23 protein-coding genes and 1 tRNA gene are annotated in these 25,394 nt (G+C 63.3%); 13 read left to right on the top strand and 11 right to left on the bottom strand.

Annotated elements, in window-relative coordinates:
* Positions 1–169 precede the first annotated feature (169 nt).
* Together AAGA11_01075 and fghA are read left to right on the top strand one after the other, a co-directional pair.
* The gene (locus AAGA11_01075) at positions 170–1,279 is read left to right on the top strand and encodes an S-(hydroxymethyl)glutathione dehydrogenase/class III alcohol dehydrogenase (protein MEM9601427.1); all 1,110 of its coding nucleotides are present in this window, start codon (positions 170–172) and stop codon (positions 1,277–1,279) included.
* Positions 1,279–2,115 (top strand): S-formylglutathione hydrolase, encoded by an 837-nt coding sequence (fghA, locus tag AAGA11_01070; protein ID MEM9601426.1) that lies wholly within the window; start codon positions 1,279–1,281, stop codon positions 2,113–2,115. Before AAGA11_01075 ends, fghA begins: the two co-directional genes overlap by 1 nt.
* A 26-nt stretch (positions 2,116–2,141) precedes the next feature.
* Here the strand turns inward: fghA and AAGA11_01065 are convergent, their stop codons facing one another.
* Positions 2,142–2,663, bottom strand: coding sequence for a gamma carbonic anhydrase family protein (locus AAGA11_01065; GenBank protein ID MEM9601425.1), 522 nt, complete (start codon positions 2,661–2,663; stop codon positions 2,142–2,144).
* Complete coding sequence (locus AAGA11_01060; protein ID MEM9601424.1) at positions 2,660–3,643, bottom strand: PfkB family carbohydrate kinase; 984 nt, start codon at positions 3,641–3,643, stop codon at positions 2,660–2,662. The genes AAGA11_01065 and AAGA11_01060 overlap by 4 nt, the downstream gene beginning before the upstream one ends.
* Before the next feature lie 254 nt (positions 3,644–3,897).
* On the opposite strand from AAGA11_01060, the gene AAGA11_01055 reads away from it, so the two are divergent.
* Positions 3,898–4,341: a YtoQ family protein gene (locus tag AAGA11_01055; protein MEM9601423.1), complete on the top strand. Its 444-nt coding sequence runs from the start codon at positions 3,898–3,900 to the stop codon at positions 4,339–4,341.
* Between the two features lie 65 nt (positions 4,342–4,406).
* Here AAGA11_01055 and AAGA11_01050 read toward each other — a convergent pair whose 3' ends face one another.
* Both AAGA11_01050 and AAGA11_01045 read right to left on the bottom strand, forming a co-directional pair.
* Positions 4,407–5,759: a globin-coupled sensor protein gene (locus tag AAGA11_01050; GenBank protein MEM9601422.1), complete on the bottom strand. Its 1,353-nt coding sequence runs from the start codon at positions 5,757–5,759 to the stop codon at positions 4,407–4,409.
* Between the two features lie 373 nt (positions 5,760–6,132).
* Complete coding sequence (locus AAGA11_01045) at positions 6,133–7,878, bottom strand: DEAD/DEAH box helicase (GenBank protein MEM9601421.1); 1,746 nt, start codon at positions 7,876–7,878, stop codon at positions 6,133–6,135.
* A gap of 162 nt (positions 7,879–8,040) precedes the next feature.
* Here AAGA11_01045 and trxA point away from each other — a divergent pair, with 162 nt between their 5' ends.
* A complete protein-coding gene (gene trxA / locus AAGA11_01040) occupies positions 8,041–8,367 on the top strand; it encodes a thioredoxin TrxA (GenBank protein MEM9601420.1) in 327 nt (108 codons plus the stop codon).
* A gap of 320 nt (positions 8,368–8,687) precedes the next feature.
* The gene (gene rho, locus AAGA11_01035; GenBank protein MEM9601419.1) at positions 8,688–9,944 is read left to right on the top strand and encodes a transcription termination factor Rho; all 1,257 of its coding nucleotides are present in this window, start codon (positions 8,688–8,690) and stop codon (positions 9,942–9,944) included.
* A gap of 48 nt (positions 9,945–9,992) precedes the next feature.
* On the opposite strand, the gene purD is transcribed toward rho, so the two are convergent.
* The 7 genes from purD to rpoD form a co-directional block, all read right to left on the bottom strand.
* The gene (purD, locus tag AAGA11_01030; protein MEM9601418.1) at positions 9,993–11,264 is read right to left on the bottom strand and encodes a phosphoribosylamine--glycine ligase; all 1,272 of its coding nucleotides are present in this window, start codon (positions 11,262–11,264) and stop codon (positions 9,993–9,995) included.
* 178 nt (positions 11,265–11,442) lie between these two features.
* Positions 11,443–11,631 carry a transposase gene (locus tag AAGA11_01025; GenBank protein ID MEM9601417.1) on the bottom strand — a complete coding sequence of 63 codons (189 nt, stop codon included), beginning with the start codon at positions 11,629–11,631 and terminating at the stop codon, positions 11,443–11,445.
* Entirely contained in the window at positions 11,628–11,864 is a 237-nt protein-coding gene (locus AAGA11_01020; GenBank protein MEM9601416.1) for a transposase family protein, read from the bottom strand. Before AAGA11_01020 ends, AAGA11_01025 begins: the two co-directional genes overlap by 4 nt.
* A 362-nt stretch (positions 11,865–12,226) precedes the next feature.
* Complete coding sequence (locus AAGA11_01015) at positions 12,227–12,526, bottom strand: transposase (GenBank protein MEM9601415.1); 300 nt, start codon at positions 12,524–12,526, stop codon at positions 12,227–12,229.
* Between the two features lie 145 nt (positions 12,527–12,671).
* On the bottom strand, positions 12,672–13,031 hold the full coding sequence (locus AAGA11_01010) for an H-NS histone family protein (GenBank protein MEM9601414.1): 360 nt from the start codon (positions 13,029–13,031) through the stop codon (positions 12,672–12,674).
* Positions 13,032–13,524: 493 nt separating this feature from the next.
* Positions 13,525–13,601 (bottom strand) — tRNA-Ile (locus AAGA11_01005).
* A 65-nt stretch (positions 13,602–13,666) separates the two neighbouring features.
* On the bottom strand, positions 13,667–15,502 hold the full coding sequence (rpoD, locus tag AAGA11_01000) for an RNA polymerase sigma factor RpoD (protein ID MEM9601413.1): 1,836 nt from the start codon (positions 15,500–15,502) through the stop codon (positions 13,667–13,669).
* A 342-nt stretch (positions 15,503–15,844) separates the two neighbouring features.
* Here rpoD and AAGA11_00995 point away from each other — a divergent pair, with 342 nt between their 5' ends.
* The 8 genes from AAGA11_00995 (at position 15,845) to AAGA11_00960 (ending at position 25,269) form a co-directional block, all read left to right on the top strand.
* Positions 15,845–17,035 carry a phosphoglycerate kinase gene (locus AAGA11_00995; protein MEM9601412.1) on the top strand — a complete coding sequence of 397 codons (1,191 nt, stop codon included), beginning with the start codon at positions 15,845–15,847 and terminating at the stop codon, positions 17,033–17,035.
* A gap of 141 nt (positions 17,036–17,176) precedes the next feature.
* Positions 17,177–18,241 (top strand): class II fructose-bisphosphate aldolase, encoded by a 1,065-nt coding sequence (fba, locus tag AAGA11_00990; protein ID MEM9601411.1) that lies wholly within the window; start codon positions 17,177–17,179, stop codon positions 18,239–18,241.
* 497 nt (positions 18,242–18,738) lie between these two features.
* Positions 18,739–20,142, top strand: a complete 1,404-nt coding sequence (locus AAGA11_00985) for a hypothetical protein (protein MEM9601410.1) — start codon at positions 18,739–18,741, stop codon at positions 20,140–20,142.
* A gap of 4 nt (positions 20,143–20,146) precedes the next feature.
* Positions 20,147–21,082 carry a MoxR family ATPase gene (locus AAGA11_00980; GenBank protein ID MEM9601409.1) on the top strand — a complete coding sequence of 312 codons (936 nt, stop codon included), beginning with the start codon at positions 20,147–20,149 and terminating at the stop codon, positions 21,080–21,082.
* Between the two features lie 26 nt (positions 21,083–21,108).
* Positions 21,109–23,625, top strand: a complete 2,517-nt coding sequence (locus tag AAGA11_00975) for an SUMF1/EgtB/PvdO family nonheme iron enzyme (GenBank protein ID MEM9601408.1) — start codon at positions 21,109–21,111, stop codon at positions 23,623–23,625.
* Between the two features lie 2 nt (positions 23,626–23,627).
* Positions 23,628–24,089, top strand: a complete 462-nt coding sequence (locus tag AAGA11_00970) for an HRDC domain-containing protein (GenBank protein ID MEM9601407.1) — start codon at positions 23,628–23,630, stop codon at positions 24,087–24,089.
* 151 nt (positions 24,090–24,240) lie between these two features.
* A complete protein-coding gene (locus tag AAGA11_00965) occupies positions 24,241–25,086 on the top strand; it encodes an RNA-directed DNA polymerase (GenBank protein MEM9601406.1) in 846 nt (281 codons plus the stop codon).
* 33 nt (positions 25,087–25,119) lie between these two features.
* Positions 25,120–25,269, top strand: coding sequence for an SUMF1/EgtB/PvdO family nonheme iron enzyme (locus tag AAGA11_00960; protein ID MEM9601405.1), 150 nt, complete (start codon positions 25,120–25,122; stop codon positions 25,267–25,269).
* Positions 25,270–25,394 lie beyond the last annotated feature (125 nt).

Below are 25,394 nucleotides of genomic sequence, written 5' to 3'. Positions count from 1 at the left end.
AGCTGTGTGTGCGATGCCTTCACAAGCTGGACAGGCGAGGGCGGTGCGCTGGCGCTGTGGCGACTGGCGCCAATTCGCGCGGCGGGGTTGGCACTGACCGGTGCAACTGGCAAGCTTGGCATCTGGAGCACGCGGGTCGCGTCTTGTCACCACCAGGAGAGCCAACACCATGAAATGCAAAGCCGCCATCGCTTGGGAGCCCAAGAAGCCGCTTGTGATCGAAGAGGTTGAAGTCGCCGGACCCCAGGAAGGCGAGGTGTTGCTCAAGGTGCACGCCACCGGCGTGTGTCACACCGATGCCTTCACGCTGTCCGGTGAGGACCCGGAGGGGGCGTTCCCCTGCATCCTCGGGCACGAGGGCGGCTGCGAGGTGGTCGAGTGTGGCCCCGGGGTGAAGAACCTGTCCGTGGGTGACCATGTCATCCCGCTCTACATTGCCGAGTGCGGCGACTGCGAATACTGTAACAGCACGAAATCCAACCTCTGCCAGACCATTGCACCCACCATCTGGACCGGCTTCATGCCCGACGGCACGCGGCGGTTCACCTGCGATGGCAAAGACATCTACCACTACATGGGGTGTTCGACCTTTTCCGAGTACACGGTGGTGCCGGAAATCGCGCTCGCGAAGGTCAGCAAAGCCGCCCCTCTCGACAAGGTGTGTCTGCTCGGTTGTGGCGTGACGACCGGCATCGGCGCGGTGCTCAACACGGCCAAGGTCGAGCCGGGCGCGAGCGTCGCGGTGTTCGGTCTCGGCGGTATCGGCCTCTCGGTCATTCAGGGTGCGGTCATGGCCAAGGCCGGCCGTATCATCGCGGTGGACCTGAACCCGGACAAGTTCGAGATGGCCAAGGCGCTGGGCGCCACCGATTTCGTCAACCCGGCCGACCTTTCCGGCAGCGTCACTGAGGCGATTGTCGAGATGACCAACGGCGGTGTGGATTACTCCTTCGAGTGCATCGGCAACGTCAATGTCATGCGCGACGCGCTGGAGTGTTGTCACATGGGCTGGGGCGTGTCCACCATCATCGGCGTTGCCGGACAGGGACAGGAAATCTCCACGCGCCCGTTCCAGCTTGTGACCGGTCGCCGCTGGCAGGGCACCGCCTTCGGTGGCGTCAAGGGCCGCACCGAACTCCCGGGTATGGTTGACCAGTACATGGCCGGTGAGATCAACCTCGACATGATGGTGACCCACACCATGGGGCTCGAGGACATCAACTCGGCGTTCGACCTGATGCACGAGGGCAAGTCGATCCGGTCTGTGGTGCTCATGTGATGGAACGCGTCGAGCGCATCCGCGAGTGGGGGGGGTGGCTGGAGCGGTACACCCACGCGTCGTCCGCCTGCCAATGCGAGATGACCTTCTCCATCTACCTGCCGCCGCAGGCGGCGTCGGAGCCGGTGCCGACGCTGTATTTCCTCTCGGGCCTGACCTGTACGGACGACAACGTGCGCACCAAGGCCGGTGCGCAACGCTACGCGGCCGAACACGGTGTTGCCCTGGTGATGCCCGACACGAGTCCGCGTGGGGAAGACGTCGCCGATGAACCCGATCGCTACGACCTCGGCAAAGGTGCCGGCTTCTACGTCAACGCGACCGAAGCGCCGTGGGATGCGCACTACCGTATGTTCGACTACGTGACTGACGAGCTCGTCGGTCTCGTTGAGGCGCACTTCCCGGTACAACCGGGCAACAAGTCGGTCACGGGCCACTCCATGGGCGGGCACGGGGCGCTGGTCTGCGCGCTGCGAAACCCGGGTGCCTACAAGAGCGCATCGGCCTTTGCGCCGATCGCAAACCCGGTGGCCTGCGGGTGGGGCGAAGGGTGTTTCGGCGCCTACCTTGGTTCGGATCGCGCCGGCTGGCAAGCGTACGACGCAACCTGCCTGGTGCAATCGGGGGCCGCGGCGCCGCCGTTGATGATCGACCAGGGCATGGACGACGAATTCCTCGCCGACCAGCTCCACCCGGCACGCCTGGTCGCGGCTTGTGAGGCACAGGGCGTCCCGTTGACGTACCGCGAGCAGCCGGGTTACGACCACAGCTACCATTTCATCGGCACGTTCATCGGCGAACACATCGCCTGGCACGCGCGCCACTTGAAGGGCTGAGGAAAACCGCCAAACGGTGGGGGGCGTCAATCGGATAGGGGGCTCAGGGCGTGGTACGCCGCGATCTTCGCGACATAGTGGGCGGCGCCAGCGGCCATCCGCGCCTGGGCAGCCGCATCAAGCGGTTTGATCACCTTCGCAGGTGAACCCAGCACGAGGTGCCCGGGCGGCACCTCGGTCCCTTCGGTGATCAGCGCGTTGGCGCCGACCAGGCAGCCCGCACCGACGACAGCGCCGTTGAGCACAACGGCGTTCATGCCGATCAACGCTCCATCGCCGATGGTGCAGCCATGTAGCATCACCTTGTGGCCAATGGTCACCCGTTCGCCGACCGTGACCGGAAAGCCGTCGTCGACGTGGATCACACTGTTGTCCTGGACGTTGCTGCCGCGTCCGATGGCGATACGGGCGTTGTCGCCCCGCAGCACGGCGCCGAACCACACACTGACCTCGTCGTCGAGCACGACGTCGCCGATGACGTCGGCGCTCGGCGCGATGAAGCAGTTGCGCCCGGTTTGCACCCTGTGTTCGCCCAGTCGGTATTTCACGGTGTGTCCCCGGGCAGCGCGAGCTCATCGTCGCTGAGGTCGGCTCGCCACGGCGGGTTGGCGCCTGCGCACTCGACCACCCGACCCGCCACGCTCATGGCGCGGGTGAGTGCACCGTGCAGTTGGGTTTCCCCGAGTTCGCCGAGGGCGTCTTTCGACAAGGCCTGCATGTCCAGCAGCGCGCTCAACAGACCTGCGTTGAAGGTGTCACCCGCGCCCACGGTGTCGACAACGGCACGCGGTGTGGGTGTCTGTTGAACGCTGTGCCGCCCGGTCAGGAGTCGCGTTGTACCGCCACCGCGCGTCAGCGCGATCAGCGACACACCGGCGTCGAACGTTGCGTCCAGCCAGCCCTGAACGGCGCCGTCGTCCGCCGGGTCGAGCCCGGGCACCAGCCAGGCGAGGTCCTCGTCCGAGACTTTCACGATGTCGCTGCGCGCGATCAGTCGCTCGATGCGTGCGCGGTGACGGTCGGCGTCCTGAATGAACCCGGGTCGGATGTTCGGGTCGAGTGAGATCACGCGGTGGTCGGCTTCGCGCAGCAGCAATTGCTCGTAGGCGGTACCGCAGGGTTCCGAGACCAGGCTGATTGCGCCGAAGTGGAGTGTGCCCACGGTTGGGGGCAGCGTTGGAAGGTCGCCGAGCTCGAAGAGCCGACCCGCCGTGTTCTCGTCGTAGAACGCGTATTGCGCCTGACCGTCAACCAGTTTCACAAACGCAAGCGTGGTTGGGCGATCGCTGCGCGGACACAGGCTCGCGTCTACCGCCGAGGCCTCAAGTGCCTCGACGAGTTGGGTGCCGAAGAGGTCCCGTGACACCCCGGCGATGAATCCCGCCGGGGCACGCAACCTGCCGAGGGCGATGGCGGTGTTGAAGACGGCGCCGCCCGGCACCGGTTGGCAGCACGAATTGCCTTCGGCGTCGCGGGCGGGCAGCATGTCGATGAGTGCCTCACCGCAGCAGTAGATGGCGTTGTCCATGGTCGTCGGTCGGGCGTGTGTGTCTCGGGGCACGGTCGGCGCGCGCGGACGCGCTCGAGCCGGGTGTCGTGCTCGGCTCGGTCGCAACCGGTCTGTGCTGCGCTTCTGCCGTCGTGCGCGGCATAGTCTAGCGCGTTTCGGTGCAGCAGCTCTGGCCGGCCGCGGTCTCCGCTCGGCACACTCGGGATCGCTCGGACGGTCCTCGATCGAATTCGTTATGCTGTGCGATCACAGTGACAATCGAGGCGAGCGCAATGACCTGGCAGGTGTACCTCTCTGGCGAGATTCACACGGACTGGCGGGAGCAGATTGCGGACGGCTGCGCGCGGCTTGAACTCGATGTGGCGTTCCTCGCGCCGGTGACAGACCACCCGGCGTCGGATGCCGCGGGGGACCACCTCGGCGCGCAGGACAATCCCTTCTGGCGTGACCACCAATCGTCAAAGGTGAACGCCATCCGGACCGGTACCCTGCTGCGCCGTGCCGACGTTGCCGTGGTGCGTTTCGGTGACCAGTACAAACAGTGGAATGCGGCGTTTGACGCAGGCTATTGTGCGGCGCTCGGCACGCCGTACATCACCTTGCACGATGCCAGTCTGATTCACCCGTTGAAGGAAGTGGATGCAGCGGCTCAGGCCTGGGCGCAAACGCCCGATCAGGTTGTCGAGACGCTCGCCTACGTGATCGCCAAGCGCTGAACACAAAAAGCGGGGGAGCGCTGATCGCGACTCCCCCGTGTGACCCCACGTCAGGAAAACGGTGTTCAGGCGGCGCGTTTGAGTTTGCGCACCATGGTGGACACGTTGGCGGCGTGCTCGGAGAGTTCGCGCGCCAGGTTGTTCATCATGTCTGTCTGATGGGCATTCGACTGCGTCGATGCGTCGATGTCGTTCACGGTATTGGTGATTTCGGTGATCCCCGCCGTTTGCTCTCTCGACGCGTTGGCAATGTCCGAGATCATCTGGGCGATCTTCTCCACCGAGGTCACACCTTCCTCGACCTTGGCACCGCCTTCCTCGATCAAGCCCTTGATCTCCTGGGCCGCTTGGCTGGAGCGCTGTGCCAATTGTCCGACTTCCGATGCCACGATATTGAATCCGCGGCCGTGCTCACCGGCGCGGGCGGCCTCGACCGCGGCGTTCAGCGCCAGCAGGTTGGTGCGGAAGGCGATTTCCTCGATCAGCGTGGTGATGTTGCTGATCTGCTTTGACGATTCACTGATCTGGTTCATGGTCGAGACGACGCTGTCGCCTTCGGTGCCGTCTTCGAGCGTGCTGCTGTTGGTGGTGATGTCGTTCGCCTTTTCCGCGTTACGGCTGGTCGCGCTCACCGACTCGTTGATCTGCACGATGGCTGCAGCGGCGGCTTGCAAAGAGGCTGCCTGAGATTGCGATTGACCTGCCAGCTTGCCAGCGCTGTCGGCCAGGGCCTCGCTGCTGCGCGTGAGCGCCTCGCTGGTGGAGCCGAGGTTCCCGACGAGGTCGGCCATGAAAGTCTTCACGCTGGTCAGGTCGTCGGTGACGTCAGCGTCGCCGGAGATGGATGTCATCTGCTCGATGTCTATGCCCAGCGAGTTGATCAGGTCGATGGTGTAGGCATCGGTCACGGCTTGCATGTCATAGTTCACGACCGCGAACACGGCGCGCTCGACGCGGGCACGGTAGAACGGACGGTGCGGGAAGCTGCGGAAGAGGTACTTGCGAATCAGCAGCTGCAACTCGAGGTACGAACCGAGGAACCACTTGGGCGGCAGGTCGTCCTGGTTGTGCAGTTTGCCGACGCTCAAGCGCTGGTCGAAGTAGTCACGGTCGAAACCGCCGCCGCGCGCTGCTTCGGCAAAGATGCCCGTGAAGTAGGCGGCCTGGGTCTTCTCCAGGTGCGCCCGCAGGGTTTGCATGTCGACACCGCGTTCAGCGGCGAAACGCTCGTGGAACGCCCGCGTACCAACGCACGCGAAGTGATGGTCGTAGAGGTCCTTGACAAGCTTCTTCGCGACGCGTTGTGACCACGCGTGCAATCCACCGAGGACGCTGGCCGACTTTTCGTCGAGCCGGAGGAACTCGCGGCGGTTCGCCAGGTTTTGAGCAGTGATGTTGTAGGATGTCGACAGAGACATGGCACGCATTCCAGTTGACGTTGCGAATGAATTGGGTCTCGGGATGGCCACTGAGTGGAGTCGAGCGATCCTGCATCGACGTTCCTGTCGCGGTGGGTCTCTGCGGGTCAGTGAACTGCGTGTGCGTATCGTTGCGCTGTCACACCTTTCCGCATTGACATCTTCCCGATGTCCGGACAGGTGTCGGCGGTGGATTTGAATTCTTTACTGCCCGACGCGGGGTCGTTGGTGTGGCCAGGCACGTTGGGTCCGTGCAGGTTCGCGGCTTGCGCTTTGACGCCGTTGGACGTGTCGCGACGGGTGTGCCGAAGCGACAGAACGCGACGGCGGAGGGCGGGGCGCACAGCGGCCCCGCCGAGTCAGACCGATCGGTCTATGACTTGCCGAACAGCTTCCGTGTGAAACCGCGCAGTGTGCCAAGCAGTCCGGAAGGGGATGGGCCGGTGGTGTCCGTCGGGGTCGCCGTCGATGCCCCCGACTGTGGACGCGTCTCACCGCTCTGGGCAGCGGCCTGGCCCTCGGGCTTGCGCCCGCGGCGATTTCGCCCGCCACGTCGGCGGCGTGGTTTGCGGGCCGCCGCGTCGGCACTGTCTGAGGGCTGATCCGATGACGGTGTGGCCTGCGTTGCTGCGCCGTCGGTCTGCCCTGTGTCGTCAGCGGGCTTGCCTCGGCGTCTGCTGCGCCGGCGCTTGCGCTTGGGTTGCTCGGCATCCGGTGCACCGACGTCGACTTCGACGTGTGCCGGCGCTGCGTCAGTGGGCGTGCCCTGCGTTTCGTCGCCTTCGCGCTTTTTCGCCCGAGGCGCCTCGCTTCGACGGCTGTCGCCGCGACGGCTGTCGCTTCGGCGCCCGTCGCCTCTGCGACCTCCGGACGATCGACCGGCGCCGCGCTTGCCGTCGCGACCGGGTGCCGCGTCGCGTCGCGCGATGCGCTTGGGCGGGGACAGCTCCGGCAGAAGGTCGTTGGTGATGGCTGCTGTCGGAATCGGTTGGCCGATGTATTCCTCGATGTCGGGCAGTGAGAATGCGTACTCCTCACAGGCGAAACTGATCGCCTCGCCCTTGGCCCCGGCCCGCGCGGTGCGGCCGATGCGGTGGACGTAGTCCTCCTGTTGCTGCGGCAAGTCATAGTTGAAGACGTGCGTCACACCCGGGATGTGCAGGCCGCGCGCTGCGACGTCGGTGCCAATCAGGATGTCGATCGTGCCGCTGCCGAAATCCTGCAACAAGCGTTGACGTTTGGTTTGACGCACGTCACCCGAGAGCACGTCCGCCTTGAAGCCGTTGCCCAACAGCCAACCGAGCAGGCGGTCCGCGACGACCTTGGTGTTGACGAAGACCATACTCCGTTCGGGTTGCATGTGGCGCAACAGGCCGACCAGCAGCGCCGGTTTCTCTTCCTTGGCCGGGTGGTACAACGACTGCTCGACCCGGTCCGCGGTCACCTGGTCGGTGTCCGTCTTGACGTTTTCGGGCTCGTTCATGTGCTCGTAAGCCAGCTCGAGCACACGGTGGGACAGCGTCGCCGAGAACAACATGCTCAGCCTGTCCGTGGGCGCCGGCATCCTGCGCAGGAGGTATCGGATATCGGCGATGAAGCCCAGGTCGAACATGCGATCCGCTTCGTCTAGCACGACCACTTGAAGGCACTGCAGATCGAACACATTCTGCTTGAAGTAGTCGATGATCCTGCCCGGTGTGCCGATCAGGATGTCGACACCGTCGATCAGCCGTTGGCGTTGCTTCTCGTAGTCGACACCGCCGTAGGCCAGGGCGAGTTCGAGGCCCGTGTGGGCGCCGATTTCCGTCGCGTCCTTGTGGATCTGGATCGCCAGCTCCCGCGTGGGGGCCAGGATCAGTGCGCGGGGCTGGTTGACGCGCCGTGTGGGCGCAGGCTCGGTGCGCAGCAGCTTGGCGTAGGTCGCGATCAGAAACGCGGCGGTTTTGCCGGTGCCGGTCTGTGCTTGTCCGGCCACGTCCTTGTCGTTCAGGGCGTGCGGCAGTGAGAGGCCCTGGATCTCCGTGCAACGGTCGAATCCGATGTCGTCGAGGCCTTGTTGGAGCGTTGCCGGTAGGTCGAAACTGGCGAAGGAAGGTGTGCTAGCATGTGGTGATTCCATCTGCCGAGTTTAACTGAATTCGGCCGGCCTGATTGCGCTATCTGCGCATTGGGGCTTTCCAATTCGACCTGTCTCTCGGCGTGCTCTCGAGCCCTCTTGGCGGCACCGACACGCCGTCGCGCCTCCCGAGGTGCGGTGAGGCAGCAACCAGGAGAAGACATCGTGAGTGACAACATCGTTGAAGTCACCGACAGCAACTTCGAGCAGGAAGTGATTCAGTCGGAGCTGCCTGTACTGGTGGACTACTGGGCCGAGTGGTGTGGCCCCTGCAAGATGATCGGTCCGATGCTTGAGGAAGTGGCTGGCGAGCTCGACGGACGGGTCAGAATTGGCAAACTCAACATCGACCAGAACCCCGAGAGCCCGGCCAAGTTCGGCATTCGCAGCATTCCGACCCTGATGTTGTTCAAGGACGGGGCCGTACAGAACCAGCAGGTCGGGGCGGTGTCGAAGAGCCAGCTGATGGCCTTCCTCGACGGCGAACTCTGAGTCCTCTTGTTGAACCACCGCCGCCCTCGGTGCGGCGTCAGGTCGTGAGCCGACCCTGGCACGGGCGTGTGGACGTGGGCGGGTAAATGCCAACTGCGCCCGCGCTGGCGTGAAACTTGCCAAGCACTGTTCTGACGCAGACGAATTTTTGACGCCTGCGCGACTGGACTCGGTGGGGTGGCGATGCTATGGTCGCGCGAGTCTCCCGGCCGTCCGTGCCGGCGCCGCGTTCCAGATCGACGCCCTCGCACCTGTCTCTCTCCCTCTACGACCCCATCGGGGCCAAGCGTGTCCACGTGTCCGAAAACGAAAAACCTTCAATGAACCTCAGCGACCTCAAGAAACAGTCGGCTTCCGAGCTGATCGAGCTCGCCCAGTCCTCCGGCATCGAGAACATCGCCCGTTCCCGCAAGCAGGACATCATCTTCTCGATACTCAAGGCGCGCGCCAAACAGGGCGAGGACATCTTCGGCGGCGGTGTGCTGGAAATCCTGCAAGACGGATTCGGCTTTCTGCGTTCGACGGACTCCTCCTACATGGCTGGTCCGGACGACATCTACGTGTCGCCCAGTCAGATCCGTCGCTTCAACCTGCGCACCGGTGACACGATCAACGGCAAGATCCGCCCGCCAAAGGAAGGCGAGCGGTATTTCGCTCTGCTCAAGGTCGACGACATCAACTTCGGACCGCCAGAGCAGGCCAAGTCCAAGATCCTGTTCGAGAACCTCACGCCCTTGCACGCGACCGAGCGGCTCCGCGTCCAGCGGGGCAACGGCAGCACCGAGGACATCACCGCACGCATCATCGACATCGTTGCCCCGTTCGGCAAGGGCCAGCGCGGTCTGATCGTCTCGCCCCCGAAAGCGGGCAAGACGATGATTCTGCAAAACCTGGCACAAAGCATCACCGCCAACTTTCCGGAGTGCTATGTCATCGTGCTGTTGATCGATGAGCGGCCGGAAGAAGTCACCGAGATGCAGCGCATGGTGCAGGGTGAGGTGGTCTCGAGCACCTTCGACGAGCCCGCCAGTCGCCATGTGCAGGTGGCCGAAATGGTGATCGAGAAAGCCAAGCGACTGGTCGAACACAAGAAAGACGTGGTCATCCTGCTCGATTCGATCACGCGCCTCGCACGCGCGTACAACACCGTTGCACCGAGTTCCGGCAAGGTGTTGACCGGTGGCGTGGACGCCAACGCACTGCAGCGGCCAAAGCGGTTTTTCGGCGCGGCGCGCAACATCGAGGAAGGGGGCAGCCTGACGATCCTCGCGACCACGCTGGTTGAAACCGGGTCGAAGATGGACGAAGTCATCTACGAGGAGTTCAAAGGCACCGGCAACATGGAGCTTCACCTCGAACGCCGCATCGCAGAGAAGCGCGTGTACCCGGCGATCAACGTGAACCGCTCCGGAACGCGCCGCGAAGAGCTCATGATAAAGGCCGAGGAGCTGCAGAAAATCTGGATCCTCCGGAAATTCGTCCACTCGATGGACGAGATCGAGTCGATGGAGTTTCTGATCGGCCGGATGCAGGCCACGAAGACGAACGAAGAATTCTTCGATGCCATGAAGCGCTAGTACGCGCAGGACGCCCGTATCTCGCGGGCGCAGACGGGTGTGCCGGATTCAGCGCAATGCGCGGTGGCCGATGTCGGTCCGAAATACCCGGTTGTCCCAGTGAATCGAATCGACCCGCGCGTAGGCGCTGTCCCGGGCCACGCGAAGCGAGTCGCCGATGCCGACAACACACAGTACGCGTCCGCCTGAGGTGACCACCTCGCCGCCGTGTTCCGCCGTGCCATCGTGGAATACCAGGGCGTCCTCGGCGTCGGCCTCCAGACCGGAAATCACCTGGCCGGTGGGATAGCTTTCCGGGTAGCCTTCGGCGGCCAGCACAACGCCGAGCGCGGGCCGCGGATCCCAATCGACTGTGACTCCAGCGAGCGCCGAGTCGATGGCCGCCTCACACAGCGCACACAGGTCTGAATTCAGTCGCGCCATGATCGGTTGGGTCTCGGGATCGCCACAGCGAACGTTGAACTCGATCACATACGGTGCGCCGGTGTCGTCAATCATGAGGCCGGCGTAAAGAAACCCCACAAAGGCGTTGCCCTCTGCTGCCATCCCGGCCACGGTGGGCTCGATGACCTCGCGCATCACGCGGTCGTGGACCGCCTGGGTCACCACCGGTGCCGGAGAGTAGGCCCCCATGCCACCGGTGTTGGGCCCGCGGTCGCCGTCGTCGCGCGCCTTGTGGTCCTGCGAACTGGCGAGTGGCAGTGCGGTCTGCCCGTCGACCACGCAGATGAACGAGGCCTCTTCGCCAACCAGGAAGTCCTCAACCACGATGCGTGCGCCAGCGTCGCCGAAGCGATTGCCCTCGAGCATGTCCGTGGCGGCCGCGCAAGCCTCTGCCAGCGTGTGCGCGACCACCACGCCCTTGCCGGCCGCGAGCCCGTCGGCCTTGATCACGATCGGCGCACCTCGGCTGTCGATGTAGTGCAATGCGTCTGACAGGTGCGTGAAGGTCTCGAAGCGTGCTGTGGGAATCGCGTGCCGAGCCAAGAAGGCCTTGCTGAAGGATTTGCTGCCTTCGAGTCGAGCCGCGCCAGCGCGTGGCCCGAAGATGCGGAGACCGGCGTCCTGAAATCGATCTACAATGCCTGACACCAACGGTGCCTCGGGGCCGACAACGGTGAGGGCGACGTCGTGCGATATGGCGTAGTCAATCAGGCTGTCGATGTCGTCGGCCGAGATGGCGACGTTTCGGATACCGGCGCTGCGGGCCGTGCCGGCGTTGCCGGGCGCCACGCTGACGGTCGTCACCCGCGGACTGTGGGTGAGTTTCCAGGCGATCGCGTGTTCGCGCCCGCCACCGCCGACAACCAGTACGTGCATGACTCACCCCGTGCGTCGCGCGAGTCGAGTGACCCTGACGCCAAAGACTGGAAGTATACCGAATCGTGTCAGACTAAATCGGTCGAACGGGTCGTGCAGGCATTGCGCTGCGTGTAGTGACTCCCTATTTGTTGCACACCTATGCCGCTAGTTGCACAGGTGTCCGATAGCCAAGTGCCTAATGAGGACGCTCGGTGTTGTAGTGTCGTATGCAGGACGACAGGGTTGTTCTGCCGTGTGCGATCGACTCGAACCGGTTCTGCCAGACGCACTCTTCTTTCATGCTGCGGATAAACCGCTCAACCACACCGTTCTGCTCCGGGCTGTAAGGCGCGATGAACTCCTGCCTGAGCCCATAGGCTTTCACCGTTGCCGTGTAGCGTGTTGAGCAAAACACCAAGCCGTTGTCGCTCCTGAGCTGCAGTGTGGCGCTGTCACTCGGCCCAGGTGACCGAAGCAGTTGATCAGCGCTTCCTCAAGAGCGGATTCAGCCGTCTTGGCGTTGCCGTGTTTCGACAACCTCCAACCCAATAACTCTCGGCTCGCACAGTCGATCACAACCGCGACATGGCACCATCTGTCCCGCCCACACCAGATCATCGCGAGATCGGTCGCCCAGCGTTGATTGACATGCTGAGCGACAGACGGCAAGGCCCTGACGCGTGGCCGATGCCCCTTGGCTCGCTTGCGTACCTGCCAGCCTTTGCGCTGACAGATGCGCTGTACGACTTTGCGATTGAGGTTTGAGATTACTGCGATGCGACGGTAGCCGTATGTCGGGAACCGCTCTGTAACCGCTTTGACCGCATCAACGCGATCCGCATTGAGTGGATGCTTCCTGGCTCTGGAGCGATAGTAGAACGAGCGACGCGACACGCCGAGCCAGGCACACAACTTCCGGATCGACACCGTGTGTCCTTCCTCGCTGAGTTCCGCCTGCACAGCCATCACGAGTTCTCGTCCTAGCCGAGCAGGCGCTGCAGCTTTTTTACCGCTTTGAGCTCCAGCTCTTTCTCACCGAGCGCTGCGTGCGCTTCTTCGAGTTTGCGCTCGTACTGTTCGCGGATGTCCCGTGGTCGAGAGCGAAAGCCGTTCTCCATGCCGCTGACACCTTCGTCAACCCAGCCCTCGACCTCTGAGGGCGTCAGGTCATGCTGTCGAGACACCTCCGCAACCGTGGTTTTCCCTTTGAGGATATCCAGCACAACCTGCGTCTTGCGCTCGGCTGTCCAGCGTTTGATATCGGACTCTGAATCCGCCATGTCTTCTGCCTCCTCGCTGCACTATATCCTGTGCAGCTCTAGAGGGGGTCAGTTCATGCGAGCTGCGTGCGCGTCGGCGCACATAAAAAAAGAGCACCGTGTCGGGTGCTCTTTTTCGGCGTGACCGAAAGGTCACTGAGCGCAATTACTTCTTGATAAGAAGCTGATCGAGCTTGCCACCGTCCTTGATAAACGCTGCCACCCAAAGAGGTTGCCGGCCGCGGCCGGTCCATTGCTCTGCAGCGTTCTTTGGGTTGCGGTACTTGGGTGCGACCTTGGCCCTGGGCTTCGCTGCCACTTTGCGTTTGCTTCCTGCACGGGGCGCCTTTGCGGCGTTCAAGTCCTCAAGCGTCATGCCCTCTGATTTGAGCATTTTGAGCACTTTGGCCATCACGCGGTCACGCTTGCGATCGATATTGGAGCGATTTGCCAGTTCTTTTTCGATGTCTTTTCTGTACGACTCAAGAACAGCAGTGCTTAATTTCGAAAACACGGGTTTGCGCATACATGCCTCGTCAGTAAAGAATCCCAGTTCATGATTATATATTCCTTTTCATGTTTGGTCATCAATTTAAAGCAAAACGTAATCTGCCGCCTCCGCTATTTGTGTTTTATCAGTCGCGGATCCCTAAATCGGACACTGTTGCAAAATAGAATTGTCGATTTTCCTCTGTACTGGTGTGTGCGCGGGTGAAATGTCAGCTTGAATACGACTGGAGCAATTGCTGATTTGTGAACGTGCTGACAAGTAATTTGTCACAAAGATGCTTCGAGACGTTTTATTGATTCGTGCGCTTTAACACGACAGGGGAACTGATCATGGAGTGGATTTACACTGATAAACTCCGTAATTTTCAGCTTGAAAACAACGGTCAAAATATTAGTTGCAACGTTGCATTCATAGCGCGAGTAGAGCGCACAAAGGAAAGAGAGTAAAAAAGAGAATTCGATACCGCTTGTCCGGCACTGGGAAGCGGTCAATGCAGGAAGCAGGAAAATGGTGGGCCCTCCCAGACTTGAACTGGGGACCTGCCGATTATGAGTCGGATGCTCTAACCAACTGAGCTAAGGGCCCGGCGACTTTCACGCGCACAGTATGGCACAGGGCCGGCCCGGCGTGGGATGGCGCGGCGCGCGCGGCTATTCCTCGAGGAAGCTGCGGAGCTGCTCGGATCGCGATGGGTGGCGAAGCTTGCGCAACGCCTTGGCCTCGATCTGGCGAATGCGCTCGCGTGTCACATCGAACTGCTTGCCGACTTCCTCGAGAGTGTGGTCGGTGTTCATGTCGATGCCGAAGCGCATGCGAAGCACTTTTGCTTCACGCGGTGTCAGCGACGCCAGCACGGAGTGCGTGGTCTCGCCGAGGCCGTTGTTGGTCGCGGAATCCACCGGTGACACCGCGTTGGCGTCTTCGATGAAATCACCCAGGTGCGAATCCTCGTCGTCGCCAATCGGCGTCTCCATCGAGATGGGCTCCTTGGCGATTTTCAGGACTTTGCGGATCTTGTCTTCCGGCATGTCCATCTTTTCGGCCAGCTCTTCCGGTGTCGGCTCGCGACCCATCTGCTGCAGCATCTGTCGGGAGATGCGGTTGAGCTTGTTGATCGTTTCGATCATGTGCACGGGGATGCGAATGGTCCGCGCCTGGTCGGCGATCGACCGGGTGATGGCCTGGCGAATCCACCAGGTGGCGTAGGTCGAGAATTTGTATCCGCGCCGGTACTCGAATTTGTCGACCGCCTTCATCAGGCCGATGTTGCCTTCCTGGATGAGGTCGAGGAACTGCAGGCCGCGGTTCGTGTACTTCTTTGCGATGGAAATCACCAGGCGCAGGTTGGCTTCCACCATTTCCTTCTTGGCCCGACGCGCCTTCGCCTCGCCAATGGACATGCGGCGGCCAATTTCCTTGATGTCGGCGACCGGCAGCAGGCTGGCGTCCTCGACGGCGGCAATGTGGCGCTGGCAGCGTCGAATCTCCTCGACCTGGGCTGCCATCTTTTCGGCATACGGCGCGTCGCTCGCAGCGATGTCGCTGGCCCACTCGGCGCTGGATTCGTTGCCGACAAAGCTTTCGAGGAAGGCCTTGCGCGGCATGCCGACCTGCTTGATCGAGACGTCGCGGATCTGACGTTCCATGCGCTGGATCTTTTCTATCGAACCGCGCAACTCGTTGGTCATGCGCTCGACGAAAGCCGGCGCGAACTTGATCTCGACGTACTTTTCAATGACCTGGTCGAGCAATTTCTGGCTGCGTTTGGAGTTACGGGAACGCGCGTTGAGCGTCTTCACCCAGGCCTCGTACGCGTCTTTGAGCTCGCCGAGTTTCTGGGCCACGACTTCGAGGTCCGGGCCGGTGTCGGCCGGGGTGTCATCGTCGTCCTTGTCGTCGTCCTTGTCGTTGGACGCCGCCTCTGCGTTCGCCTCGGGTGTGCGCGGCTGCGCGGACGCGTCCGGCGCATTGGGGTCGATAAAACCGACCAGCAGATCCTGCAGGCGCATTTCGCCGTTGCAGTACAGCGCGTAGCTGTCGATCACCAGCTTGGGGGCGAGCGGGAAACACCCAAGGGACGCGAGGGCCTGCAGCAAGCCGTCTTCAATGCGCTTGGCGATTTCGATTTCGCCTTCGCGGGTCAGCAGCTCCACCGTTCCCATTTCGCGCATGTACATGCGCACCGGATCCGTCGTGCGCCCGAACTCGCCGTCCACGCTCGCCAGCGCGGCCGCGGCTTCGGCGGCTGCGTCGTCATCGGTTTCGACCGTCGACTCGTCGCTGAGCACCAGCGAGTCGGCGTCCGGCGCCTGTTCGTGAGTCGCGATGCCCATGTCGTTGATCATCGCGATGATTTCCTCGACCTGGTCCGCCTCGACCACGCCGTCAGGCAGGTGGTCGTTGACTTCGGCGTAGGTGAGGTAGCCTTGCTCCTTGCCGCGGGCAATGAGCTGCTTCAGACGCGATTGGTGGTCCTGGTTCATCAATGAGACTCGTGGTTCACGCGATTCGGACAAAATGCCAAGCAGGCCAGAATACCATGGATTTGCTGCCTTATAAAGGCATTCAGGCAGCCTGAACGGGTGCGCAGGCGGTCTGGTGTGCACCTGCTCACAAAGCTGCGGCCACGTGGTGGCACACTCAAGGGCACGTGGGGCGAGAAACTGTTTCTCCGTACTGTTTGTCTGTCGAATCGGCTGAGTGGCAGCGGACATCGACCCGCCCCCTGCCGTCCGTGTCGGGTGCGCTATGTTCTATCGGGGCGAGGGAGCGGGCGGCTTCGACCGACCGCTCCCTCGCAGTGAATCACGTGCACAGATGAGGTAGTCATGGCAATTCTCGAGATGGCGTCGCTGCGCCTTGAGGGCAAACGGGTTCTGATTCGCGAGGACCTGAACGTGCCCTTGCGAGACGGTGCGGTGACATCCGACGCGCGGATTCGCGCCGCCTTGCCCTCGGTGATCCAGGCACGGGATGCCGGTGCGCGGGTGTTGCTGATGTCCCACCTCGGCCGTCCGACCGAAGGCGAGTACGACGCAGCGCAGTCGCTGGCGCCGGTCGCGAGCCACATGGCCACGCTGCTCGGGCACCCGGTGCGACTGGTCGACAACTACCTCGAAACGCCGCCCGAGGTCGAACCCGGTGACGTGGTGTTGCTCGAGAATGTGCGCTTCAACGTGGGTGAGAAGCGCGACGACGACGCGTTGGCGAAGGCCTACGCTGCGCTCTGCGACGTCTACGTGATGGACGCATTCGGCACGGCTCATCGGGCACAGGCATCCACCCACGGCGTGGGCCTGCACGCACCGGTCGCGTGCGCGGGCCCGCTGCTCGCGGCCGAGCTCGAGGCGCTCGCACGCGTGCTCGAGCAGCCCGCGCGCCCGTTGGTTGCCATCGTTGGAGGGTCCAAGGTGTCGACCAAACTGACTGTGCTCGAGTCCCTCTCGACGGTGGTAGACCAGTTGATCGTGGGCGGCGGCATCGCCAACACCTTCATCGCCGCCGAAGGCGGTGCGGTGGGCAAGTCGCTCTGTGAACCCGACCTCTGCGACACGGCCCGCAGCCTGCGTGCGGCGGCACAGGCCCAGGGCGGTGACATCCCGGTGCCCACCGACGTGGTGTGCGGCAAGGCCTTTGACCCCGACACGCCAGCGGTCACCAAGGCCGTGGGTGATGTGGCGCCTGACGACATGATCTTCGACGTCGGGCCTGAAACCGCGGCGCGGTACGCCGAGATCGTCAGGCGCGCCGGCACGGTCGTCTGGAACGGACCGGTGGGTGTGTTCGAGTTCGATCAGTTCGGTGCCGGCACCGAGACGGTGGGCCGTGCGATCGCGTCCTCCTCGGCGTTTTCCATTGCCGGTGGCGGCGACACCCTTGCGGCGGTCGACAAGTACGGTATTGCCGACCATGTGTCTTACATCTCGACTGGCGGGGGGGCCTTTCTGGAGTTCCTCGAAGGCAAGACCCTGCCGGCCGTGGCGATGCTGGCACGCCGGGCTGCCGACGCCTCCGGCTGAGCCCGGTCCGCGCGGGCCTTCGGTGGGCGGGGTTGGCCTTGTACGTGCAGGTCCAACGGGTGACTTGGCGGCGAATGTAGCCGGCTTGATACACTGACTACACTTTTGCTCGCGCGCCCGCGCACCCACTAAGGACACCCCATGGCACTGATCTCGATGCGTCAGCTGCTGGACCATGCAGCCGAGCATGGTTACGGCGTACCCGCTTTCAATATCAATAACCTGGAACAAATGCGTGCCATCATGGAGGCCGCCGACGAGACCGACAGCCCGGTGATCGTCCAGGCCTCGGCCGGGGCCCGCAAGTACGCCGGCGCGCCTTTTCTGCGTCACCTGATCCTCTCTGCCGTGGAAGAGTGGCCGCACATTCCGGTCTGCATGCACCAGGACCACGGGTCGTCGCCGGCCATCTGCCAGCAGGCGATGGCGCTCGGTTTCACGTCCGTGATGATGGACGGCTCGCTCGAGGAGGACATGAAGACCCCCGCCGACTACGCCTACAACAGCGGTGTGACGGCCAAGGTGGTCGAGATGGCGCATGCGATCGGCGTGTCTGTCGAGGGTGAGCTGGGCGTGTTGGGCTCGCTCGAAACCGGCATGGCCGGCGAGGAGGACGGTTCCGGCGCCGAGGGTATCCTGTCGCGCGATCAGCTGCTCACCGACCCCGAGGAGGCGGCGAGTTTCGTGCGTGACACCAAGGTGGACGCACTGGCCATTGCAATCGGTACGTCCCACGGGGCCTACAAATTCACCCGACCCCCGACCGGAGACATCCTGTCGATTGACCGCATCAAGGCGATCCACGCGCGTATCCCGGACACCCATCTGGTGATGCACGGCTCCTCGTCGGTACCGCAGGAGTGGCTCCAGGTCATCAATGACCACGGCGGTGAGATGGGCGAGACGTACGGCGTGCCGGTCGAGGAGATCCAGGAGGGCATCCGCAACGGTGTGCGCAAGGTCAACATCGACACCGATCTGCGCATGGCGAGCACCGGTGCCATTCGCCGGTTCATGGCGGAGAAACCGGCCGAATTTGATCCGCGCAAATACCTCGGTGTCGCCAAGGATGCGATGAAGAGCATCTGCCTGGCGCGCTACGAGGCCTTCGGTACCGCCGGCAACGCCAGCAAGATCAACGTGCTCAAACTCGACCGCATGGTCGAGCGCTACAACGCCGGTGCACTGGACCCGCGCGTGAACTGACACTCACGCGACACCGGTCACACAGGCGCCTGCGGGCGCCTGTGTTGGTTGTGGGGCAGGGATTCTGCGCCGGGTAAACTCTCGGGCAAGGCCAGCGCGGCGACGGTCCGCTTTCGATGGCCCCTGCCACGGAACGGTCAGCGCATCTCCTGCGCTGGTACCGTCGTGACCCGAGCGCTGTGGTGTCCTGACCCGAACTGACCCGAAAAAGCCATTGATCCGCCACAAAGCGGGTCACTACAGTGTTGATGAAAGTTCAACTAGGCAGGTGGTTAGCGGTGGAACGCTGTTGGTTCGATCAATTTGTCCCGGCGCCGGCGCACGGACATCGCCAAACGCAGACAGTCGGCTTGTGCGAGTGCCTGGGTGTTAAAGACTCGACGATCAAACGCATCCTGAGCAACAGCGGGTCGACAGGAGTCTTGTCTCACGGCGCGGAGCGAACGCTGAATCTGGCCAAGTACGTCAAACAACACGGATATCCCGAGTACCAAGGTATGGCGCAAGCCGCGTTGGCCGATGCGCTCTGCGCCGCACAAGCTGACGCGCGCGCGGCGACGGAGGCGGCCAACCAAGCCGAGCGGGATGACGCGTTGCTCGCAGCCCGAGAAGCGGAGCGCGATGTAAAACGCACGCGGCCCATCGTCGTGGTGTTGCGCGAGATGCAGTCCGACGCGCTCGACCTCTACGCCGCGGTCGCGTCCTGGGTTGAGGCGGATGCTGACGCGACACCGGAGAGCCTCGCCAAACGCTTCACCAACAGCCTGGACACCGTCGCGTCAAGTGTGTGCCTGCCACGCGCGTATCGCTTCATACAAGTCTCGGGGTCTGAGCTGGAAAGTCGCCACATTGACTTGGTGGCTTGGCTGCTGCGGACATTTGCACTTTACGCGGTGAATGCGCCAGTGCTCAACCGCCTGTTTGACGGTGACTCCCTTGGCGACGTTGCCAGCCGGTTGCCCTGGCACGCACGTGCAGCCGTGTCGGCGAGTCTCGGGTGTGATGACCTCGCACACCTCATCGTCACTGACACCAACGTCGAAGCGTTGTCGCCGCACACCGTGGCGTTCCCGGTCGTCAAAAGTGTCAATGTCGACTTCGGATTGCGCGCCTTGGCCAGCGAGCTTTCCGTCGGCTTCAATCTGGGCGATGTGCCGGAAGATCCCCACTCAGAAGAATACGACAGATGGCTCCGCGACTTCAGAGCGGCACTGTTGCTGACCAACGCCGACGCGAACCCTGATCACCGCTTCGTCATTGCGGATCGCGAGGTCGACGCGGCGATGCTGATCGCTGTGCGTGAAACGTTGGGTCAGCTGCCCATCGTCACGGGCGGTCATACGCACCCGGCCGATGATCTGCTCAACCTGATCGAGCGTTTGCTGGTTGATCTCAACGCGACGAGACAGTCGGCCTCGGCTGAGACCCACGACGACACCCCCGCTGAAACACCCACGGAGCAAAATGCCATGACAACACCCCCCGCGGCGCCAACCATTAATGCCACTGGCAACGTGTTCATTAACACCCAAGCGGAGACGGTCACTGCCAACAGCACGCACAACACGGCTGTCAGCCTCAGTGACGCGGAAAAAGCCCACTTGCTGAATGCGGTCAATTCGCTTGACACATTCATCGGTGCACAAGCTGCCGACGTGGCGCATGCAACCGAACTGGCCAACCTGAACGCGGCCGCCGGCGCGCTCGCGGCGGCGTACGAATCAGAGGGCGCGGGGCAAGCGCAGGCGAGTGAAAAGCAGTCTGCCGTGCAACGCTTCGTGTTGGCAATGGGCGACCTCAAAACCGTGAGTGACGGCGCCGGGGTACTGGCAGACACGGCCAAGGTGTTGTTGCCGGTGGCCACCGGCATTGCCGGCCTGTTCGGCGTGGGCGGGGCCTGACCCCGTGCAACTGGATCAACTGCCCCGCATTGTCGACACCGCCCAGCCCATCGCAGGCCATACGGATATCGCGCACCACTGGGACAGCGTGTCGGTCTACGCGGTGATGGCAGCGGTGGCGTCAGAGCGCCCGCTCCTCGTGACCGGCGAAACCGGGTTGGGCAAGTCGCAGCTCGCGCGCGCGGCGGCGGCGGTGCTCGATCGCGCGTTTCTGAGCGTCGTGATCCAGCCCTACACCGAGGCCCAGACGCTGCTGTGGTCCTACGACTACACCGCGCGACTGGCCGACGCGCAACAGCACGACATCCAGCCTGATCAGGCCTACCTGTGCCCCGGGCCGATGTGGTGGGCACTGAGCCCGGTGTCGGCGGGCGAGGCGAAAAACCGCCACCAGTACCAGCCCAACTGGGCCAACGTGGGCGATGGCACAGGCGCGTCCATCGCGGAATGTGGCGTGGTGCTGCTGGTCGATGAAATTGACAAGGCTGACGCGAGTGTGGCCAACAGCCTACTCGAGAGCCTCGGCGACCGCTGCATTCAGGTGCCGCACCGTGACCAACCGGTGAGGGCCGAGTCGGGTTGTCCACACCCGCTGGTTGTCTTTACCAGCAATGAAGACCGCGAACTGCCGGCGGCTTTCCTGCGCCGTTGCACGCACTTGCACTTGCAACTGCCGTCGGAGCCGCTGGCGTATTTTGTCACGGTCGGCAGCGGCCGCTATCCGATGCTGTGCGACGGTGTGCTCGAAGACGCAGCCCGGCAAATCCTCGACGACCGCGCAAACTGCCGCCAGCGGCCCTACACCGGACTCGCCGAGTACCTTGATCTGTTGCACGCGCTGCATTCGCTCGGCCGGGAGGGCGCAAGCGCGGATCAGCAGCGAGACTGGTTGACCAAGCTTGGCCGCTATTTTCAGAACAGCCCTGCGTCCGATCCGTGAACCGGGCGACCACTTCGCGGGCTGCGTTGTTGCGGGCCTTGCAAAACGCCAGAGACACTGACGCCGATACCGTTGCGGCACGACTCGGTTTTGCCGTGCGCAACACGGAATCGGCGCAAGCTCGGCTTGAACCGGATGATGATCCCGCGCACAACGGCATCGCGCAGCGGGCCGTGTTGTATCGGGCGCATCACCCATTGGCGATCTGGGCGATCACCGCGGAACGCGACTTCACGCCAGTGCAGCCGCTCGCTTTCGAGGACACCGGCCCGGTTGATTACCGCGAAGCCATGACACCCTGGATGCCACAGGCGCCCGCGTGGCACCGAGGCGCATTACGCAACGCGCTTGATGCCTTGCTTGGCACGGTACGGCAGACCCGTCAACCGCACCTCAAACGGGCGGCGTTGCACCTGGCGCGCGGCGAACCAGTGAGCGCGTTGCCGCGAGCGCGGCGCCAGCACAGCGCTGCGGCGTGTGCGGTGCTGGTGGATTTTTCGCCGGCGCTGCGCGCGGTCTGGCCCGATGTCGAGGCTGTGGTTCGGCAGCTCGTTGTCGAGCATGACCCCGCCGGCCTGCGGGTGTGCGTTCGTTACCAGCGCCCGGGGGCGGGCGGCTGGCAAGCGGTGTCTGCGCCACACACGGCCTTCGATGCTCGCACGGTGCCGCCTAATGTCCCGGTGCTGGTGATCAGCGACTTCGGCACCCGTGGCGGGTCGCCGAGCGCCGCCTGGCACAGCGATTTGGCGGGTTTGGCGCGACAGGGGCTAGATCTCAGGTTGTTGAGTCTATTTCCGTTGCGTGCTGCCGCTTGGCGCAGCTGTGCGCTCTGCGCGGTGGCACCGGACGGCACTGAGTCTCTGCTGTCCGCCATGGCTGCCTGTCTCTGGCTTGGCCGGGCGCAACTGCGCGCGTTGCGGCTGGCGCTCGGGCTGAGCCTGGCCGATGAGCTTGCCGCGAGCCGCCACCCGGATGTAGAGCGAAAGGCCAGCGCGGTCCGCCTCCGGCGCGACGCGCGAGGCGTTTGGCGTGCGCGCTACCAACGTTGGCCCGCAGCCCAGCGTGCGCGTGTTGAGCGCGCGGTGTCTGCGTGGGCCGTCTATCAGCCAGCCGCTTGGCGCGATGCCGAGCAGTTGCAAACCCGGCTCGCCGCCGGCGACTCGAGTGGGGCAGCGCTTGGCAATCTGCTGCAACTTGCCCGCGTCAGCGCGCAGAGCCACGGCGGGGTAGCGGCTGACAGCGTGTTGGCCGAGTTGATGGACCTCGGTTGTGAACTGGCCGATACCGCGCCTGTCACGACGGAGCACCGCCAATTCCTGACCGCGTTGCAGGCTGTCGCGGAGCGCAACCGGCTGCCACAACCGCTGCTGGGTGCATCAGCCCCATCTAGCCGGGTCATTGGTTTGGTGCAACGAGGCGATGCCCTGCACGCGGTGGCGGCGTTCCGAGGCTCAGCAGTTCAAACGGTGTTGCGCACTGGCGATGCCGCCGTGGAATCGGTCTCCCGGCAGCCCGTCTCTGTGGCCGCGCCACTGTCACGCCCTTGCAGCATCATCGAGGGTGATCGCACTTGGCAGCTCGACCGCCTGACACGACCTGCCTGGGCATCACGGTTTTTTTCCAATGAGGACGGTATCGTGTTCGCCGTGCACGCGGACGGCGCGCGCTTCGCTTGGCAGCCTGTACACGGCGAGAATGGTGCGTGGGGCTGGCAGCCGGTAGATTCTGGTTGGACGTGGGCAGACAGCCATGGCGTGGACGAGAGGGGCTTGTGGGCGGATTTGGCCGTCGCCAACATGCGCTACCGGCTGCGCTGGATTCCGCCGGGCCGGTTTCAGATGGGGTCGCCGGATGATGAAGCGGGGCGCTATGAAAACGAAACGCTGCACGATGTGACTCTCTCGTGCGGCTATTGGCTCGGGGAGACGACGGTGACGCAGGCTTTCTGGGACGGGGTGTTGGGCAAGACCTCGACAGACAATGCGAATCTCCCCGCCACGGATCTTTCGTGGGAAGACTGCCAGATATGGTGCAAAAAACTGATGAAAAAGTGCCCGCGCTTTACCGCGCGTTTGCCCACTGAAGCGGAGTGGGAAAATGCTTGCCGAGCGGGCACTCAAAGCGCGTTTTGGTGGGGTGACCTATTTGACCCATCGCTGGGGAGCGAGGGTGATGGTGTCCAAGATGAGCGAGATTTCCCGGCTAACCCTTACGGATTGCGCAGCATGCATGGGAATGTGTGGGAATGGTGTTCAGATTGGTTTGCTCAATACGGTGCGGGTGCCTTGGTGGACCCCGTTGGTCCAGAGCAAGGCCAGGAGCGCGTGTTGCGCGGTGGCAGCTGGTTCAGCGCCCCGCGCGACTTGCGCGCGGCGGGCCGCAACGCGCGCGATCCCGCTGCCCGCAACGACTTCATCGGCTTCCGCCTGGCCGGAGGTGAAGACCCGGAAGCCAGCCGGCGAGCCGCGCAGGCGACGGCGGATCGCGGTGCGGGGACCGCGCCGCGTAGCAGCCGCGAGCCGGCGTGGCGAGCAGGCCGGTGAAAATGGTGTTCTTCCGCGTCCCCGCGATGGCATCCGGGTCGCATGCGGACGAACTCAACGCCTTTTTGGCGAGCCATCCCCTGGCGACTGTGGACCGCCAGTGGGTGGAAGATGGTGTCAACAGTTTCTGGGCGGTGTGTTGCACCGTGCCGGGTGAGGTCAAGGCTGCTGCCGACGCTGTGCAACCGTCGAGAACGGCGCCTCGCAACGCTATCGACTACCAACAGGTCCTCAGCCCCGGGCACTTTTCCCGCTTCGCCGGATTGCGCGCGTGGCGCAAACAAGTCGCGAAAGCTGAAAATGTCCAGGCCTATGCCATCTTCACCAACGAGCAACTGGCTGATATCGCGCAGTTGGAATCGCCTGATCGCGTAGCGCTGTCAGCGGTGGATGGTGTGGGTGAGAAGCGCATGGAGCGCTACGCGAACGCTGTGTTGGCCGTACTGGGTGAATTGGATGCCTGACACCACAGCCCTGATACGTGCACAGATCGCCCACCCGGACAACATAGACTGGGCCATGGACCGCGCCTGTCGTGGCAAGCGGCATTTGCCGGAGGTGCGAGCTCTGTTGTTGGACAGACGGTCTGTCAATAGGATGATCCATGACAGTTTGATGGCCGGCCGAATGCCGGTTGGGCGGTTCAAGGCTTTTGAGATTCATGACCCGAAACAGCGCGTGATCCACGCGGCACCGCTTTGGGACCGCGTGGCCCACCACGCGCTGGTGCGCCACGTTGAGCCACGGCTGGAGCGGGCGTTGTTGCCGTCGGTGTTTGCCTGCCGGGTTGGCAAGGGTGTACACGCCGCGCTTGATCATGCTCAGCGCAACAGCAGGCGGTTCGCCTGGGTGATGCACGCAGACATCGCACAGTATTTCCCGTCGATAGACCACCTGACGTTGCACAGTCAATTGCGGCGACGGTTCCGCGGCGACGGCTGTGCACTGCTGGCGGCGGCGATTGATGCGCACGGTGCCAGGCTCGGCCGAGGCTTGCCGATTGGCGCGCTGACCTCACAGCACTTTGCCAACCATTACCTCAATGACGCCGACCGGTGGTGCCTCGCGCAGCCCGGTGTGCGTGCGCATTGCCGCTACATGGATGACTTCCTGTTGTGGTCACATGATCGGCAGGCGTTGCTGGACGTGCAGGTGCGCTTTGCTGACTACCTCGGGGACACGCTTGGGCTGTCTCTCAAGCCCCCACTGATTCAGCGCAGCTGGGTGGGGGTGCGGTTTTGCGGCATCACCGTCAAGCCACACGCATTGCGGCTGGGGTTGCGGCGCAAGCGGCGGTTTCGCGCGGGCATTGCGCATATCGAGGCGGCCTGGCTGCGCGGTGATATTAACAGCGCCACCTTGCAACAGCGCGTCACGGCGTTGCACAGCGCATTGATGCCCGCTGATTCTGCCGAGTTTCGAGCGCGATTTTTGGCCTCTAAGGAGTCACTGGATGCTTGATCCCGTTTTGAGGCCGATCAATACTGTCGGCGGCTGGCAGCACAAGGCCAGAAGCGCGTGTTGCGCGGTGGCAGCTGGATCAACGACCCGCGCAACTTGCGCGCGGCGAACCGCAACGCGAACGATCCCGCTGACCGCAACGACAACATCGGCTTCCGCCTGGCCGGAGCTTTGCAGATCTAGGCAGCAGCGCCCGGAGGGTCTTCAAACCAGTTGCCACGCCAGTTTCGCCCTGTGCGGACAAACCCAAGGCCTCTGGCGCGTGAGTCGGTGCAGGTGGAACCTGCTCACCAAAAGCCCGCCAGCAG

It is taken from the genome of Pseudomonadota bacterium (genome assembly GCA_039196715.1).
GTDB lineage: Bacteria > Pseudomonadota > Gammaproteobacteria > CALCKW01 > CALCKW01 > CALCKW01.
This window is presented reverse-complemented; position numbering and strand designations above follow the sequence as displayed.